The sequence below is a fragment of the Desulfurococcaceae archaeon genome (assembly GCA_038845865.1).
Classification (GTDB): Archaea; Thermoproteota; Thermoprotei_A; order Sulfolobales; family Desulfurococcaceae; genus UBA285.
Genome location: JAWBQJ010000002.1, coordinates 121,268 through 138,504 on the forward strand (window position 1 = coordinate 121,268; position 17,237 = coordinate 138,504).

Sequence of the window (17,237 nt, forward strand, 5' to 3'; positions counted from 1 at the left end):
ATCACCTAGATCCTTCGAAGCCTTGGGTTAAATACCTCTTCCAGTGAAAGAACCACCAGGTACAGGGAGGCTATGAATGCCACTAATGTTCCTCCGGGTATGAGCCAAGCCCACCACACATGTGCTGTAAGGGCACCCATTTGAAGCCACTGCATTATCCTGGCGAAGAGAGACCATTCTGATGCCTTGATCCCGAGGAATTCCAAGGTGACGGCGGTGAGAAGGCCGTTGGCTAGCTGTATGACGAATACTAATGCTATGTACGAGGCTATGTTAGGCAGTATGTCCTTAACTATGATTTTCAAGTCCGAGTTACCGCTAAGTCTTGACACGGCTACGTAATCCGATACCTTCAGCGCGGCGACTTGAGACCTGACGGCCCTAGCTGTCCAGTGCCACATTAGCAAACCAATCATTGAACCGAGAAAAACGATGTTCATTATCTCTCTCCAACCACCCGCGACCCCCATGTCTGCCCGTATGTAAAATGTGCCCAGAATTATGAGAATAAACGCTGATGGCATTGTGAGTATTAGTATTGCAAAGCCGTCTATTACCGAGTCCGCGATGCCGCCCTTGTAGCCTGCTATTAGGCCTAGAACTGTCCCAATGGTGGTTGCAACCACCGCGGCTATCAACCCAACTGAAAGGGACACCCGCAAGCCGTATACCGTGGCGCTGAATACGTCATAACCCAGGTTGTCTGTGCCGAAGATGTGACCAGGCGTTAATGGGGGTAGTTTTGGTGAAGTATACTCCAGCGGCTTGTACGGTGTTAGGTATGGCCCTACAGTAGCCAACCCTATGACACTAATTATTACCGCTAGGCATGACCAGAACTTCGCATTGCGCCTAAGGATATTCCACGTGATGCTTTTAGTGAGACCGAACATTCCTAACCACTGGTAAACCCTACTTTGAGCCTCGGATCTACTACTACATAGACAATGTCTATGATGAAGTTAGCGGCAATTACCATTATGGTGTAGACTATGACTATGCCCTGAATCAAGAACACGTCCCTGTAGTTTATCGCATATATGAGCGCTATGCCGGCTCCTGGGTAATTGAATATCGAGGAGAGGGCGAGGCCTGCAACAATTATCGTTCCCAGCTGTATGCCGAGCCCTGTTATTTGCGGATTTATAGCATACTTGAACGCGTACGAAGAAATCTTCCGCGCGGAGAAGCCAAGGGATTCCATATACCTCGCATAATTAGACTCGAGTTCGTAGATCATCAATGTCCTCATACCCGAGGCCCATCCCCCCATGGACACTAGGACCATTGAGAGAAATGGTAACGTATATGCTCTTAGAAAGTTTAATAGGGTCTCCCAGCATGGATTGACGAATAGCCCGTGTATGTCCGTTGACGTTATAACGGGCTTGAATACCCCATAGACTACTCCAAAGACGTATACCAGTAGTAGCCCGAAGAGGAAATACGGTGTTGCCGTCAAGACGTACATTAGAGGGACGAGTACCCTGTCGAGAGCCCGGTACCTAGCTGCCAGTGCGCCGAGCCAGTTTCCTAGGAACCAGCTGACAATTATAGCCGGCGCTATAAGCAGTAAGTCATTTATAACTATTTCAAGGATCTTAGATGAAACGGGTGCTGAGAAGTAAGTGCTCCACCCGAGGTCCCCCGTAAAGATCCTTTTCCACAGGAGTATGAACTGCTCGTGTAGAGGTAAGTTATATCCGAGCATCTCTATAGCTCTTTGCTTAAACATCTCTATTTGCTCAGGAGTATACCTCACGCCAGGAGCTATCATAGCTCTCATGACGTTCGTCAAGGCGGGGTCTCCTGGGGCAAACTTAATTAAGGTCCAGACCAAGGTAACGGAAACGACAAAGATCGTTAGGTACGTGGTAATGCGCTTAGCCAGGTAGATTTTTAAGGGCACACTTCCAGCCTAGGAGAACCATTTTTATGGAACCTTTATAAGCAATGAAGAGAGCGTGCGCAAAAAATACTTTAACAGGCATCTTCTACTTCCTCCTCAGCAAAGCCACCGCTACTACAATTGCTATTATCACAACCAATACGATGGCTACTACGACCTCTACGCTAATGGGTGGGGCCGGGGTCGTCGGCGTGGGAGATGTAGGTGTAGTCGGAGTAGTAGGAGGTGTAGGTGTTGGAGTTGTAGGTGTGGGTGTTGGTGTGGGTATTGTCGGCGTTGGTGTAGGGGTTATTACAAGTGGTTTAAGTTTAAGTAGTACCAACATACCGCCATGCTGCCACTGACCATTCCATATTATTGGAACTCCGTAGGGGTCATCCTGGCTCGGCCAGCCCGTCCAGTATTTTGTCGTTGCTAAAAACCAGTAGCCATTGTACCAAAGGGGTAGTGCCGGCATCTCATCTAACAGGATCTTCTGTATTTCCCGAAGCACCTTTCCTATTTGCTCTTTGTATTCTGGTAGTGGCGGTATTCCACCTAGTTGCTCTATTAGCGATACAAGCTCCGGGTTTTGATATCTACCGTGACTACCGGTCCAGATACCTGGCGTTGCAGCAAACGCCCAGTAATACAGGCTATAAGGCGATGGCGCTGCAAAGCTTCCAAAGTTGTTTATTGCGGCATCGTATTCACCACTGTCGATCATTGTTACGTACACACCGAAATCAGGAAATTGCGCCTCTGCGCATATCCCTACTTTTCTCAGATCATCTGCTATGTTAATGATTGCGAACATCCAATCGGTCCAGCCGTATGGTACAATGATGCTCATTCTAAAAGGCCTGCCGTCTTTGAGTTCTCTACACCCATCTCCATCGCGATCAACATATCCAGCCTCGCTTAGAACCCGCTTCGCCTTTTCGGGTTCATATTTGTAGCCGTATTGCTCAATGAGGTCCTTAGCCAGGAACTCTTCCCAAACTGGTAGCAGGCCTACAGGATTAGATTTTATTACGACACCTTCAAACGCCGCACCTATTAGCTTGTCCACATTAATGGCAAAGTACATCGCTTTCCTGAACTCGGGGTCGTTGAATGGCTCTTTCTGGGTATTGACAAATAAGTACGCAACGTTTGCAGATAGGTAAAACGGATAATCCTTGTAGAACGCTACTACGGTGCCCCTCTTTACCATGTCTGGACCTCCTGGGATGTAGAAGTTACTCCAATCTAATTCGCCGGCTCCTAGCATGTTCGCCGCTACCTGGTTGCTGTAAACCACTACACCTTTAATGTATTTAGGTGCCGGTAGACCGAATACCGCCCTGCCCCACCAGTCATCTATGCGTTCCAATACGAAATGATCGTCTGCTAAGTAGTATATTCTGTACATACCGCTTCCAACGATTTTCTTCGGATCGTTGTCCGGCGCTATAATAGGCCACTTAGACAGGTCCGTCAGCTCCTCACCGTATTGCTCCACGAACGGCTCGAAGAAGTGTTTAGGTAACACAGGTGCACTATAGAGCTGGAAAAGGAAGTCAGCGTAGTTGGCATTTTCTGACAGTATAAACCTAGCGGCTTTCTCATCTACTTTTTGTACTTCTACAATATAGTTTCTAACACCAGCCCATGCTGCCGTGGTGACCTTGCGCGGTAGGGTATACCAAGTAAATATGATGTCATCCGCCGTTACGGGCTTTCCATCCCACCACCTAGCTTCATCCCTTAGCCTGATCACAACCCTCGTAGGGGATTCCCAGACCGGAAGATCCTTGGCAAGCCACGGCATGAACCTCTGATCGGCTGGCTTAATTGGCACCCAGATGTACAGGGGTTCATATACCAACCCGACAACGCCGGATGCCGATCCTGGGTAGTTTAAGGGATTCCATTTCTTAGGTGGTTCCCAGTACGCACCTCCAATAATGAGTGTTTCCGAGCGTGGAGGTGCCACCTGGGCGACAGTAGTAGGCGCTACGGGTAGAACTAGTAGTAGTAGAATGCTAGTTAGTAGGAGTTGAGCTTTTTTCCCGTACACTTTAGACCCACCTCCTTACAATGTAAAAACATATAAGTTTATAAACTTTTCTTCTAAACATACACTGCGCGGATTTCCATTAAATGTATATAAGCTTCACGATTCTATAAATTCAAAGGGGTGTTATACAGTGCACGAATTCCCACAGGACTTCAAATGGGGGGTTTCTCAATCAGGGTTTCAATTCGAAATGGGAGACTCTTATCACAGGTTTATTGACCCCAATACTGATTGGTGGCACTGGGTAAGAGAACCCTTCAATATTTCAACAAAGCTTGTTAGCGGAGATCTACCTGAAGACGGAGTTAACTATTTGGAACTATATAGGGTAGATCATGAAAATGCCAGATGGCTTGGTATGAATGCTTATAGAATTGGCGTGGAGTGGAGTAGAGTATTCCTCTACCCCACAACGCACATAGAAGTAGACGTGGAGAGGGACGGTAATGGATTCGTAAAGGACGTAAAGATCACGGAGGAGACCATTGCAGAGCTCGATGAAGTCGCCAACGAGGACGCCGTTTCAATATACAGGGACATAATACTAGACCTCCGTAAACGTGGTTTTAAAGTAATAGTAAACCTATATCACTTTACATTACCATACTGGCTGCACAACCCAATAAAGTCAAGGTCCACGGACCTCAGAAAGGGTCCGCGAGGCATCCTCGAAGAGTATTTCCCGGTAGAGTTTGCTAAATTTGCAGCCTACGTAGCGTACAAACTCGGAGACCTCGTAGACATGTGGTCCACCATAACTGAGCCTATGGTACCAATAGAACTAGGTTACATGGCGCCTTACAGTGGGTTTCCTCCAGGCGTGAATAGGCCTGATGTCTTGCCTAAAGTATTTGTCAACATGGTAACAGCTCACGCACTCGCCTACAAGGCAATAAAGAGATTTGACAGGATCAAAGCCGATGCCGATTCCCAAGAGCCAGCCGAAGTGGGCATCATACACAACTTCATCCCCGCGTATGCGATTTCGGAATCTCAGAGTGAGATAGCAGTACACTACAATCACTTCCACAACTACATGTTACTAGACGCCGTTGTTAAGGGAGTAGTTGATGTAGGCTTAGACATGAAGACGTATGTTAAATCTACTGTACTAGGAGGCACTGTGGACTGGCTCGGCGTAAACTACTACACGAGGATAGTAGTCAGGAAAAAAGAAAATGCACCTTACCCCCTACTAGACTTCGAGGCTGTGCCGGGCTATGGTTACGCGTGCGTGCCATACAGTACCTCCAAGATAGGCAGGTGGTGTGATGGCATGGGCTGGGAGATGTTTCCAGAGGGCTTTGTAGAGGCACTACACATGGCCTCAAAGTACTCTAATGCACTCTACGTCACGGAGAACGGAACATCCGATCCCCGAGACCTTAACAGAGCATCATATATACTAAGCCATGCCTACGCGATGCTAAAGGCCATTGAGAGCGGCTTGACCCTCAGAGGCTACTTCCACTGGTCGATAAACGATAACTACGAGTGGCCACAAGGCTTTAAGCAGAAATTCGGCTTATTCGAGGTGGACTTAATAACGAAGGAGAGGAAGCCGAGGCCATCTACGAAAGTCTTTAAGGAGATCACGTCTAGAAATGCTATTAACGGAGATTTACTAAAACTTGTAGTGTTCAGCGAGAAGCCTCCGGGTGAGCTTATATGAAGACCGTGGCGATAAGCGAAGAAACCTGGAAAAAGCTCAAGGAATTGAAGGAGAAAATGGGCTTTCAATCCTACAATGAGCTTATTAACGCACTAATAGAGAAGTGGCACCTGGTATCACTAAAAGAGGAGCTCTCAAAGGTAAATGTGGATGTTTCGTACCCGGAGGCCCGTAGGTTCTTAGACACTATAAGGCAAGGCATTCGCTCTCAACAACAATGATGGTGTTAAGAATCCGTGTCTCAGAAAACAGTTTATGAAAATTACTTAGCGGACTCTTATGCCCTCGCATACATGCACTCAAGTGAAGTAGTCAACATGCTACCGCTCATTTTATCAAGGTTTAAAATACATGTTTCAGTTCTTTCCCTACACGAATTCTTGTCTTATACGTTCTATAAAACACGGGATCCCCGCGTTTTAACGCAACTTTGTAGCTTGATGTTTAAATTCTACGTCGTGGAGAATCTAAACGTAGAGGTATTAAAGCATTCAGCAATGCTTCTTGCAGACCTATTAAAACATGGCATTACCGCCAACGCCATAGACGTGTTCAACGCCTCGATAGCCATGGTAAACAACTTAGTGGTATTAACCGACGACGTATCACGGTACAATATGTTCACCAAGTATGGCCTAATAGCCATGCCTATCAAGGAGTTTTTCGAAAAATTTAAGAACGAAGTACTCAGAGATAGGGATGCAGAGCGAGTAAACGCTATTTAGCGCCCACTCCTGTACCCTAAACCTCGGAGCACTCGGCACTCGAACCGTGCACCACTTAAGAGTGGTTCTCATGGTTATCCTAGTGGGGAAAATCCGGAGAGGGTATGTTAGAGATAGCGAAGTGTATTTTGTAGGATTTTTGAATGCGAACATCATCACTTCCGACAATGTCGCCGTTCTGATCGGTAGCGGTAAAGTTGGATTACTAGTCTCGAATACCTGCATTCTAACCACTCTACGCAAACCGCTCGTGATAAATACCGCGTACTGTGGTTCAGCCCTACTAATAGGCTCCAAAAGCCCGATCGCCGTGGGCTACGTAAAAGCCGGAAAAGTCTATGCTAGGAGAATATACGCGCAGAGGCTTGAAGCCCGGGAAGCCGTTCTCGGAGAGCTCTGTATAATAGATGAGGTCGACGTGACTGAGAGGACCACGTTCATTGATCCATACATGTACATCAAAAAAGCTGTTTCACTGGGCAGAGTTGACTATGCCTACAAGGTGCTTGAGTACTAAGTACTTAGCTTGCCCCCCAGATCCCTTGAGATCAGCTCCGCGGCCTTCTTACCGCTTAGTAACATCCCTCCGAATATAGGCCCCATTCTTGGAAGCCCGTAAACACTTGCAACTGCCATACCTGTAACGTAGAGCCCAGGCACCACCCTTCCCGTGTACTCTACGACGAGTTTCTCTGCTAGATCGGCGTACGCGGCGCGCTCACCTTTCATCACCACGCCTAGTTCTGGTATTTTCCTGCACGCTATGGAAAGCACTTCGGCCTCGTGCCCTGTAGCATCCACAACTGCTCTTGCCTCCGTGAAGAGCGGGTCTACGTGATATCCCCCTTCATGTACTGGCGTCCAGACCCAGACAACGCCTGTAACTCTTAGCGGGCTTGTCCTATATATGAGGTCTTGTATGTGTGCTCCGAAGAGCACCCTTGCACCGGCGTCAAGAGCCTTGGTTGCGAGCTTTGCTACCACTTCGGCTGGGCTTGCAACGTAGAGTCCATGTTCGGCTTTGTCATATTTTACACCGAGTTCTTGGAGTATCGGTAACGCATCTTCCTGAAACACTATCCTAGGAAGTAAGTTACCGCCAGGGCCCGTACCCCCTCCAAAGCTGAATCTCCTCTCGAATACCAGCACCTTTAAGCCCTCCTTAGCGAGGTAGTACGCTGCCGTGAGGCCGGAGGGGCCTGCACCCACGATCGCTACGTCGGTTTCGCTGTATTCTTCTAGGTCTCTTAAAGCATATCTGACGATCGTTCTAGTTATGTCGGATTCCCTGATCATGCTCTGACCCCGTGGTGTAGTTTAGAGATAACTGGGTTTAAAAGCTATAGATAAATTAGTTATCAACTACCCTTCTCGCTCTCCTGTATAATGATTAACCTTATTTCGAAGATCCTTTCCTTTAGTAGAACCAGTGACTCGTAAACCTGGTATACTATGCCAGCGGGCACCTCGTCGCCCGGTTTAAGCCTGCTAATAAACATCTCGATCTTGTCAATTAATGCTACTGCTTCATCAAGTTTACTTAACAGTTCTTCACTTTTCTGCAACTTTTAACCCCTCTTGAAATGCCGTTCTAAGTACTTGCTTATTGGCTTCAAGGGCCTTTCCCCTGAAGTGCTCGGAGAGTGCCTTCTCAACCACGTCTACGTCTATAATACTTCTGAGTGCCGGGTCTACTCCAAGGGCGAACCCTAGCATTGCTATGTTAGCCGATATCGGCGATCCGAGATATTTCATGCTTAGCTCGTTAGCATCTATGAGGTATAGCTTTAAGTTGTTTCCTCTAAGAGCGGTAATTATTTCTTCTCTACTCGGGTAGGTTGAAAGTGGTGGTGGCCAGGTGAAATTATTAATAGACACTACGGCGCCCTTCTTGGCATAGGCAGCGTACCGAGCTGCTTCGAGCAGTTCTAGAGCTATTACGTGATCGGCGCCACCGATGGGTATGATGGGGCTCGGCTCGCTACCTATCTTTACGTAAACTATTACACTACCACCCCGCTGGCTCATGCCGTGCACCTCTGCAATAGCCACATCGTATTTAGCTATGCTACAGGCTGTACCCAGCACTGCTCCAAGCGTTAATAAGCCCTGTCCGCCCACGCCTACAACCGCTATGTTATACCTCTTCAAGGCTCCCACCACAGCCTTTCCCAGTTCTCGCTCGGGGCATTCTTGATCACTATGGCCTTGAAGGGGCAGAGCGACGCGCAGAGACCACAACCAGTACAGAGCTCTCCGAGAATTCTCGGTTTTTTAGCGCCTGGCTCCACTATCAGCGCGGGGCACGCTGTCAGTTTAACGCACGCCATACACCCATTACACTTGTCTTCGAGAACGGCGTACACCGGTAAAACTACTCCGCTTCTCCTGGCTTTTCTCAGTACTTCAAGCGAACAAGCCATTCTCGACACCAAGGCTATTTTCACGCCTTGCTTATACCTCCAGAAGGCCTTGGTAACCGCGTCTATGGACTCCCTCACTTTCAGCGGATTTACAACGTAAACCTCGTAGCCCAGGGACTCGAGCACCTTTTCCGGCATGATTCTCACCGCGACTTTACCTGTAGCGGACTTCCCCGTACCCGGGTGTGGTTGATGCCCTGTCATGGCGGTGGTCATGTTATCTAGTACTAGTATGATGATGTTACTATCGTTGTAAACAGCGTTCAGTGCGGGTGGCATACCTGCGTGGAAAAACGTTGAGTCGCCTATTACGGCTATAATTGGGTTGTCGATGGTCTTCGCGAGTCCATGGGCTATTCCAATGCTACCTCCCATTTCAAAGCATGTCGACTGCGTTTCGAAGGGCTTTTGATACCCCAGCGTGTAGCATCCTATATCACCGGTGTATACAATGTTTCTCAGGCCGGCTTTGTTCGCAGCCACCTTGATCACATAGTAAGTATTTCTATGCGGACAACCGGCACAGAGTATGGGGGGTCTCGGAGGTATTTGCAGCTCGATCTTAACGGTGCCTGCCGCATCCTCTATATTGCCGGCCTTTACTCCTAGAAATTCCGCTACAGGCTTGTAGATTCGCTCCAGTGACAGCTCATAGTTTTCCGGTATAGTCTCTTTACCACGTATTCGTATACTGGTACCGATTGAAAGGGCTATATCTTTGAACTGCATCTCTACGATGGGGTCTAACTCCTCTACTACGAGTACTTCTTCCGCGTATTTCAAGACTTCCATGACGGGTTCACGTGGGAGAGGGACGGGCATATTTACCTTTAGCACCGTGACCTTGTCAAGCGCACCGAGTAGTTCAAGGACTTCCCTCACATATGAGTAGGCTAAACCGCTGGCTACTATGACTTTTTTCTGCCCCGGGTTAATGATCTTTATGAAGGGCTCCCTACCTTCGTTAGTTATGATCTTCCTCCAAGCGTCCATCAGCCTTACTTTGCACTTTCTCGCGTGACCTGGTACGAGAATCCATCTCTCCGGGTCTTGCTTGAAGACACCTTTACACTTACGCTCGAAGAAGACATCACCTTCCAGCTCTACGGGCATTCTCGTGTGGCTTATCCTGGTGGTAGATCTCAATATGACGGGAACCTTGTACCTGGTGCTGAGCTCGAACGCCTCTTTCACCAGCTTGTAGGCTTCACGCGCGTTGGAGGGCTCTATTACGGGCAGGTGCGCTATTAGCCCATACCACCTGTTATCTTGCTCGTTTTGACTACTATGCATGCTAGGGTCATCCGCTGAAACGACTACGAAGCCTTCCTCTACCCCCGAGTATGCGGAGCTCATTAGTATGTCCGACGCCACGTTTAACCCAACGTGCTTCATTGCAGTTAAGCTTCTAACCCCAGTAATGGCGGCCGCATACGCCGTTTCAAATGCTACTTTTTCGTTAACACTCCACTCAACGTATATACCGCAGGAATCTGCAACCTCTGAAAGCACCTCGAGTATTTCGGTTGAAGGGGTACCGGGGTATGCGGCTGCTACGCATATACCGGCTTCTAGCGCGCCGCGCGCGATCGCCTCGTTGCCTAGTAAGAGCACTCTACTACCCTTGGGTTTCAGTAAAACATGCTCGGGCAATTAGACACCGTGTTTAAAAGTATTGGTTTGGCAAATTATAAACCGAGTGAAACTGTCTGTGTTCTTGTGATTTGTACACGAATATACATGGGTGGGACTGCATATTGAAAAAGTTTTTAAGTATCCCCTCCCACTTATAAATACTTGGAGGTGCTGATTATGCCCGAGAAGAAGAAAGTAGTATACGAGGACAAGGACATTGTCGTGGAAGTTGCACCAAGAGACCCCGAGTTACCGGAATTAGTGTATAGCTTCGTCAGGAAGAAGGGTAAACCGGTATTCTTTCAAGAGCTCGTCAAAGAGTTTAGCGGAATAGTCGGAGAAGACAGGGTTAGAAGAGCTCTAAGCCACCTCTTAGCATTGAAGAAGATTATAGAGTTCCCAGATGGCAGTCTCGGAACGCCTGACATGGAGTGGAAACCTACAGGTACTAGGAGAAGACGTAGAAGAAGGGTAGCGAGGCTAATGGACATAGAGCCTCAGAGCAGGGCACTATATACAGTAGCCTAGTTTCAACACGTACCTTTCGCTTTTTTACCTCTGCCTCCTTCTAGTTTTTTCAACCCACGGTGAGGGCCTGTAATTAGAGCACTTGTCGGTGTCTATCAGTATCCCGTATCTCTTTAACGCTTCGCACAGAAAGTCGTCTGGTACGATTGCCTTGGCCCCGCGTGCCGACACAATGATGAAGGCTTTGCCCACCCTACCCTTCACCTCGGCCTCTTCGGCAATGAAGTCTAAGTATATTGGTAACCGCGTCGTGTTCAAGAATGTGCGTTGCCACTTTAACCCCTTAGCCTCAAAAACATCACTCAGCTTTCTTCCGTCAACGCAAAGCCCCTGCTTGTTGCACTCTATAATGGTGATCTCCTCTTTTCCAAAGGCCTCTTGCGCTATTTCAGCGAGCTTTTCGTCCCTAACGGGTTCGATCTCGGGTTTCACGTCCCCCTTAGTTGGGGCCTCTACGCGTTTCTCCTCTACGGCTTCCCTCGATTGAGCATTTCTCTGCTTTTGTATCAGTACTTCTAGCACCTCCTTAAGCACCATTTCGCCGTCTACAGCCTTCTCTGCCTCACCCCGACCCCCTTTAACCTCCTCTGAGGCCTCGCTTTTACTTCCAGGAGTTGTATAGCCGGTTTTCCGGGTGAAATCTGTGAGCTTTTTGTGCTTTTTCTGCACTTTTCAGACCCAAGTTCTATATACACTCAAGAGCTGGTTTAAAGCAGTAGACTAAGGTATAAAAGCTACCCCAAAAGGTATTATGTGTAAGGTGGGCCCGTAGCTCAGCCTGGTAGAGCGGCGGGCTCTTAACCCGTAGGTCCCGGGTTCAAATCCCGGCGGGCCCGCACTCCTAGTGCATCATGAGGCTGTACCCTATATGCTGAGGCCGCTGGTACCAGGTACCGATACCGGTATATACGTAGTTGCTGGAACGCCGTTCCTCTACCTCGAGGATTCATTTACGCTCGTAATGGCCGACTTGCACCTAGGATTCGAAGAGGCCGCTTCAAGGGGCTTAGTATACAGCTTGAGGAAAACGGGTGGTTACCCAGCTGTGTTCATTCCCCGAATCCAGCTAAGGAAGACTGTTAACATGCTGAAAGGGCCCTTAAACGCCTTGAAGGTTAAGAGAGTGATCATAAACGGCGACTTGAAACACGCGTTTGACAGGCTTCTCAGGCAGGAGCGAGAAGAGGTTACCGAGCTAGTCAAGTTTCTAAGGGAGAACAATGTCGAAGAAATAGTCGTTGTGCGCGGTAACCACGACAATTTCGTAAAACCCATTCTCCTAAAACTCGGCGTGGACTTCGTTAACGGGATATCAACAGTTACGCGGGGAAAGAGGGTTCTATTCGTACATGGACACGAAAACGTAGACCTATCGGAGCAGGAAATCGTCGTTATAGGTCACGAGCACCCGAGTCTTAAGTGCTTTGACGTTTACAGGTTCCCCTGCTATATGAAAATCCCGCTCCCCGGTGGAAGGATGCTGGTCGTGATGCCTGCAACGGGGCCATACCACCCTGGCGTGGTTGTGACGCTCACACCCTCGGAATACCTTTCACCACTAATTAGGAGACAGGGATCTTTGAAATCTATGATCATCACTACTTGGATAGACCTTGGAGAGGTATCGCCTAGAAGCGTAGAGTATTTTGAAACACCCGAACTCGTGGAGTACATTAGAGTCGATAGGCTTACCGCTGGCAGCAGGGAATACGCTATAATAGAGTTCAGGAATTACGATGTAGCACAGCTACTTTGCCGACTTTAATCAGCTAATCGACCCCTCATCAGTATTCAGGCTATGTCGGCTTCATCACCCATCATGTAAACTTAGAGCACGGATACCTATAACTCTTTAACTAGCTCTTGATTCGTGGCCGCGCTCCAAGCGACATCTACAGCCTGAACGACGAACACTCTCCTAAGGAGAATTACGCTTTAAAAGAGCCTGAACATACCCTTATCTCGGTGAGTACGATTATGTTTGAGCGTGGAAAACCTAGGAGAGTGCTCGCAACCCTCATACTACTGGTGCTTACAGTGCCGTTAATCAGTGTTTACGCGCTATTCGAGTATAGCGAAGTCAAGAGCGCCACCATATACGCTCCTGCCGTGTCAAGTAGCGGACAAGGTGTTTTGTCAAAAATAACGCTGGCAGTTGCGTATCCGGGTAGCGGTAGAGTGTTCTTCTCCGCGCTCCCCTACACGGAGGTCGAAACGCAGGGTGCCGCGAGGCTTGCCGCGTACATAGCATCACTGGTAGCTAAGGTGGAGTTTTCAAAGTACGATTACTACGTACTTGTAGAGTCCACGGTACCGCTTATTGGTGGCCCTAGTGCAGGGGGTTTAATGACCGTAGGATTCACTGCGCTACTTCTAAACTTCACATTAAACGATGCCGTCACCATGACGGGCATGATCAACCCGGATGGCACCATCGGGCCCGTGGGAGGCCTTAAGGAAAAGCTTGAAGCCGCCGCGAACAAGGGGATCAGGACCTTTCTCATCCCGGCGGGGCAGAGGGTGTACAGCTACCCAGTTTACGAGGAGTACAGGAGGGGCGTGTTCATCATTAGGAGAACGCGCTATGTGAGCGTAGACCTCGTGGAGTACGGTAAAGGCCTCGGCGTAGACGTCGTAGAGGTCTATAGCGTTGGTGAAGCGCTGTACTACTTCACAGGGTTAAACACCACAACGAGTATTGCAGTGCCTCAAAGCACGCTCGACGGCGTGCTCAGCACTGCAAGGGAATTCCATGCAGGCCTCTTAAACAAGATCACGTTACTTTCGGGAGAGGCTACTAGTCTGGCAGGGCGCCTGGGAGGCTACTACGGGTATTCCTACATGCAGGCTATTAGCAGGTTGAACCAGACCATCAGGGAACTCACAGGTGCGGTAGACAGGCACCCGGTTTACGTTACATACCAATTGCTAAGTGCCTACAGGAGCGCACTCGAATACTACTGGGCTTTACGACTACTAACCGGTGCTTCAACGGTAGAGAATATGCTCGACGAGGTGAACAACACTATTAATAAGGCGGTAGGTGAGTTCTACTCCGAGAACTACACGCTGGAAAGTAGCCTCGTCCAGGCGTACCTACACGCTGCATGGCTTTACTACTCGAACGCGATGAACACCACTGAGCTTTCAAGCCGGCTAGAGTACGTTAGCGAGGCATTAAAACTCGTAGAACTAGCAAGACTGCACTACGAGCTCTCAACGTGGAATTGCACTCCACTGAGCTCTTCTTTAGACAAGCTCACGGAGGTATACTCACACACCCTCGGAGTATACACGTACACGTCCAGGTTGCTTAGAGAGCTGAACGCTGAAACGAGCGTTCTCGATCAAGCCGCTGGCTACGTGGAGGTGCTCAATTACGCGTACGAGTCCAAGAGCCCGCTCGTCTACGGTATGGGGTCGCTAGTACTGGGCTACTCATCTCTCGCAATTCACAGCGCACTCGGTACCGCTAGTATCGTGCCCGGTAAGTGGGCGGGTTTAGCAGGTTTATACGCGAGTAGGGAGGCTTCGCCCCTCGTTGTTTATTATCTACAACTTGTAGTCGAGGCGGTAACGCTGAGTGATAGTAACACAGGTATCTTGGCGTTAACAACTGCAATAGCGTTAATTCAGGTACGTTCCACGGCCTCGACCACTACCTTATGCAAGTCACAGGAACACGAATACGGCTTCTCCACGAACATAACTACCAGTACCGTTAAGGAGAGCGCTGGAGAGAGTACCAGGACCTCTACTGTGCAACAAGACAAAGGCGTTAAACTTGAAAATATAGAGCTAGCATTAGTATTGGCGCTAGCCGCGATCGGGGCTGTTACCCTCGCGCACGTACTAACACGTACTAAAACGACGCCGGTAACGAGCCGGTAAACGTTTTGCTTAAAATACCCCGAGCTCATAATATAGAGCCGGGCATTAACGGGGGTGCCACCCAACGTGATGCCGTTGCTTTACGACCCATTTACGCTATTAGCCTTAATACTAGCCTACATAGTAGGTTTCACGGTACTCGCGTTAATGGCAGGCTACATTGCACCAAGAATCGCTAAAAGGTTTTCAGAGAAGCTCCCCCTATACGCATCAATGACCATTGTCGGGCTACTAGTAGTGGTCTCGGGTTTCGCCGGGGTGGGCCTTACAGCGTACATGATCTCAGGGGTGATCGGCGTAGAAAGCACTACGAGCATGATTATTGCCATTCTCGTAATCGTAGTAGTGTTAAATGCCATAACGTACATTAATTCGCCTTTAATAATAAACATAATGTACAATGCAAAGCCGAGCGCGCAATTACAAGAAGTAGTTAATAGAGTAGCTAAGAAGCTGGGCTTCGCCAAGCCCCCTAAAGCAGTCGTTGTTCGAGGACCCCCTAATGCCTTTGCTTATGGTAACTTCATATTTGGAAGGTATGTGGCCGTTTCAAGTAGCCTCGTTGAAATAACTACTCCCGAAGAGCTCGAAGCGATCATAGGGCATGAACTAGGCCACCACAAGCACCGCGACAATGCTATAATGCTTTTCATGGGGTTAATACCGAGTCTACTATATTTCCTAGGCATAATGCTGATCAGGACAGGCATATTAGTAGGCTACACGAGGTCGTACTCTTCCTCTAGGAGAAGGGAAGGGGGAGGAGGGCTATTGCTAGTTTTAACTGGTGTAGTTACAGTTGTAGTTAGTTTTATCGTCCAGGTACTAGTCCTCGCCTTTAGCAGGCTTAGAGAGTACTATGCTGACGCGACAGGAGCGTACGCTACTACTACGAAAGCCATGCAGAGAGCGCTTGCTAGAATACATGTATACTACACTCAAAGGCCAGCGGCGCTGGAGACCGTGTCTAACAGCAAGTTAAAGGCACTCTTCATATACGCCTTCATGGACACATTCGCCAATCCATTCTACCGCCCTGCTCTACCAGCTAGAGACCCACGTAACGTTGATGTAGATCACGTGATAGAGCAGCTGAAAAAACAGAAAACAGAAGACGTGTCAGAATTCTTCTCGACGCACCCACCAATACCGAAAAGAATTAGATTCCTAGATACCCTTGTATTCTACTACATGCAACCACCATAACTTAAGGCATCTTCCACCACGTAGTCACTACTAATTTAAGATATGTACAAAATTACTAATATCATTAGATATCTGAACTCCATAAGGTAAAATCGTGGCAATCTATGGTTAGAAAAACTTAAATAAGGAACTTTATATATTACCTTAACGAGCACTATTTTTAGATTCCACGCGCACATCAGGTGTAATTTTTGAAGAAGAAGCGCGATCTGTTACAAGTGTACTCCGAGGTGCTGAAAGAGCTTTATAAGAATCCTATGAGGCTAACCCACATTATGAGGAAGTGCAACCTGGATACCAGAATGGCTAAACAAGTTATTGGTGCACTAACGTCAAGAGGCCTCATAGCCCTCAAGAACGAGGGGAACTATAAGCTCTACTACATTACGGAGAAGGGGACTAAATTCCTGGAGCTCTATGAAGGCCTGCAGGAACTTCTAAAGAAGTAAGTTGTAGAAGGTAACCATGTGCTTTTAAATCGCAAAGTATAAAAAAGTAATTTCTAACCCTACTCTTAGGGTTTATTATGATCTTCTTAGCTAAAAGAAGGGATATTGTTGAGGTTATGAATGAGGTTCTAGAAGGCATTTCCAAGGGACTCCCCATTACGCGCATCATGATGTACTCTAGTGTAAACTATGCCTACATGAAGAAGGTCGTTCTACTTTTATCGGATAGGGGTTTAATTAAGGTGGAAAAGGATCCCGAGGAAATGAGGTTCCATTACTACTTGACAACAAAGGGTATATATCTGCGAAATCTGCTGAACAGCCTTAACGGCCTTTTAGTATACAGTTATGGTAATGCTAATGACGCTAGTTGGGACCCCGAATACGACGCAAAGTACATTGAAGAGAAGTCACGCATTGTAGTAAAAGAACTAAGTACTAAGAAGAAGAGAAGCCACATAGAGATATACTTTGCTATTCTCAGCTCCATTACGAATAAGCCGAGAACCATCTCGTCAATAGCTAACCACTGCTACATCAACTTAGAGCAAGCTACCAAGTACCTAAAGGAGCTGTTAGAGTTAGACATGGTAGTAGAGGTTAGTGACCTGAATAAGAAGAAGTACCAGGTCACGGGTAAAGGTATGCGGTTTCTAGACACTTACTTGAGAATATACGAGCTTGTACGCGGTCTAGATTAAGGAACGCCATCTTCCCCCAGCTAACTATTTTACGCAGCTTTTCCTTCATATTTCAAG

Annotated in this window: 18 protein-coding genes and 1 tRNA gene; 11 read left to right on the forward strand and 8 right to left on the reverse strand. The window is 48.0% G+C overall.

The genetic code is table 11. From position 1 onward, the window contains the following. Positions 1–5: 5 nt before the first annotated feature. The 3 genes from QXU03_03655 to QXU03_03665 all read right to left on the reverse strand — a co-directional run bounded on the left by QXU03_03655 (position 6) and on the right by QXU03_03665 (position 3,950). Positions 6–893 (reverse strand): ABC transporter permease, encoded by an 888-nt coding sequence (locus QXU03_03655; protein MEM2170836.1) that lies wholly within the window; start codon positions 891–893, stop codon positions 6–8. Positions 894–895: 2 nt separating this feature from the next. Then, positions 896–1,909 carry an ABC transporter permease gene (locus QXU03_03660; protein ID MEM2170837.1) on the reverse strand — a complete coding sequence of 338 codons (1,014 nt, stop codon included), beginning with the start codon at positions 1,907–1,909 and terminating at the stop codon, positions 896–898. A gap of 85 nt (positions 1,910–1,994) precedes the next feature. Beyond that, the gene (locus QXU03_03665; protein ID MEM2170838.1) at positions 1,995–3,950 is read right to left on the reverse strand and encodes an ABC transporter substrate-binding protein; all 1,956 of its coding nucleotides are present in this window, start codon (positions 3,948–3,950) and stop codon (positions 1,995–1,997) included. A 130-nt stretch (positions 3,951–4,080) separates the two neighbouring features. Here QXU03_03665 and bgaS point away from each other — a divergent pair, with 130 nt between their 5' ends. The 4 genes from bgaS to QXU03_03685 all read left to right on the forward strand — a co-directional run bounded on the left by bgaS (position 4,081) and on the right by QXU03_03685 (position 6,864). Then, positions 4,081–5,622: a beta-galactosidase BgaS gene (gene bgaS, locus QXU03_03670; GenBank protein ID MEM2170839.1), complete on the forward strand. Its 1,542-nt coding sequence runs from the start codon at positions 4,081–4,083 to the stop codon at positions 5,620–5,622. Continuing rightward, positions 5,619–5,843, forward strand: coding sequence for a hypothetical protein (locus QXU03_03675; protein ID MEM2170840.1), 225 nt, complete (start codon positions 5,619–5,621; stop codon positions 5,841–5,843). Before bgaS ends, QXU03_03675 begins: the two co-directional genes overlap by 4 nt. A gap of 15 nt (positions 5,844–5,858) precedes the next feature. Continuing rightward, complete coding sequence (locus tag QXU03_03680) at positions 5,859–6,347, forward strand: hypothetical protein (protein ID MEM2170841.1); 489 nt, start codon at positions 5,859–5,861, stop codon at positions 6,345–6,347. Between the two features lie 70 nt (positions 6,348–6,417). Continuing rightward, positions 6,418–6,864 (forward strand): hypothetical protein, encoded by a 447-nt coding sequence (locus tag QXU03_03685; GenBank protein MEM2170842.1) that lies wholly within the window; start codon positions 6,418–6,420, stop codon positions 6,862–6,864. Here QXU03_03685 and QXU03_03690 read toward each other — a convergent pair. From QXU03_03690 to iorA, 4 genes are all read right to left on the reverse strand, one after another. Beyond that, positions 6,861–7,643: a sulfide-dependent adenosine diphosphate thiazole synthase gene (locus tag QXU03_03690; GenBank protein ID MEM2170843.1), complete on the reverse strand. Its 783-nt coding sequence runs from the start codon at positions 7,641–7,643 to the stop codon at positions 6,861–6,863. The two genes, QXU03_03685 and QXU03_03690, sit on opposite strands and share 4 nt — an antisense overlap. A 62-nt stretch (positions 7,644–7,705) precedes the next feature. Beyond that, on the reverse strand, positions 7,706–7,912 hold the full coding sequence (locus QXU03_03695; protein ID MEM2170844.1) for a hypothetical protein: 207 nt from the start codon (positions 7,910–7,912) through the stop codon (positions 7,706–7,708). Beyond that, the gene (locus QXU03_03700; GenBank protein MEM2170845.1) at positions 7,899–8,498 is read right to left on the reverse strand and encodes an indolepyruvate oxidoreductase subunit beta; all 600 of its coding nucleotides are present in this window, start codon (positions 8,496–8,498) and stop codon (positions 7,899–7,901) included. Before QXU03_03700 ends, QXU03_03695 begins: the two co-directional genes overlap by 14 nt. Further along, the gene (gene iorA / locus QXU03_03705) at positions 8,495–10,423 is read right to left on the reverse strand and encodes an indolepyruvate ferredoxin oxidoreductase subunit alpha (protein MEM2170846.1); all 1,929 of its coding nucleotides are present in this window, start codon (positions 10,421–10,423) and stop codon (positions 8,495–8,497) included. Before iorA ends, QXU03_03700 begins: the two co-directional genes overlap by 4 nt. A gap of 159 nt (positions 10,424–10,582) precedes the next feature. Here iorA and QXU03_03710 point away from each other — a divergent pair, with 159 nt between their 5' ends. Further along, on the forward strand, positions 10,583–10,933 hold the full coding sequence (locus QXU03_03710) for a hypothetical protein (protein MEM2170847.1): 351 nt from the start codon (positions 10,583–10,585) through the stop codon (positions 10,931–10,933). 24 nt (positions 10,934–10,957) lie between these two features. On the opposite strand, the gene QXU03_03715 is transcribed toward QXU03_03710, so the two are convergent. Next, complete coding sequence (locus tag QXU03_03715) at positions 10,958–11,602, reverse strand: hypothetical protein (protein ID MEM2170848.1); 645 nt, start codon at positions 11,600–11,602, stop codon at positions 10,958–10,960. A 93-nt stretch (positions 11,603–11,695) separates the two neighbouring features. On the opposite strand from QXU03_03715, the gene QXU03_03720 reads away from it, so the two are divergent. From QXU03_03720 to QXU03_03745, 6 genes are all read left to right on the forward strand, one after another. After that, a tRNA-Lys gene (locus QXU03_03720) sits at positions 11,696–11,769 on the forward strand. Positions 11,770–11,801: 32 nt separating this feature from the next. Next, complete coding sequence (locus QXU03_03725; GenBank protein MEM2170849.1) at positions 11,802–12,698, forward strand: metallophosphoesterase; 897 nt, start codon at positions 11,802–11,804, stop codon at positions 12,696–12,698. Between the two features lie 200 nt (positions 12,699–12,898). Beyond that, positions 12,899–14,824 (forward strand): S16 family serine protease, encoded by a 1,926-nt coding sequence (locus QXU03_03730; GenBank protein MEM2170850.1) that lies wholly within the window; start codon positions 12,899–12,901, stop codon positions 14,822–14,824. Between the two features lie 69 nt (positions 14,825–14,893). Next, the gene (locus QXU03_03735) at positions 14,894–16,030 is read left to right on the forward strand and encodes a M48 family metalloprotease (GenBank protein MEM2170851.1); all 1,137 of its coding nucleotides are present in this window, start codon (positions 14,894–14,896) and stop codon (positions 16,028–16,030) included. Positions 16,031–16,221: 191 nt separating this feature from the next. Further along, positions 16,222–16,479 (forward strand): winged helix-turn-helix domain-containing protein, encoded by a 258-nt coding sequence (locus QXU03_03740; GenBank protein ID MEM2170852.1) that lies wholly within the window; start codon positions 16,222–16,224, stop codon positions 16,477–16,479. Between the two features lie 77 nt (positions 16,480–16,556). Then, positions 16,557–17,180, forward strand: coding sequence for a winged helix-turn-helix domain-containing protein (locus QXU03_03745; GenBank protein MEM2170853.1), 624 nt, complete (start codon positions 16,557–16,559; stop codon positions 17,178–17,180). Positions 17,181–17,237 lie beyond the last annotated feature (57 nt).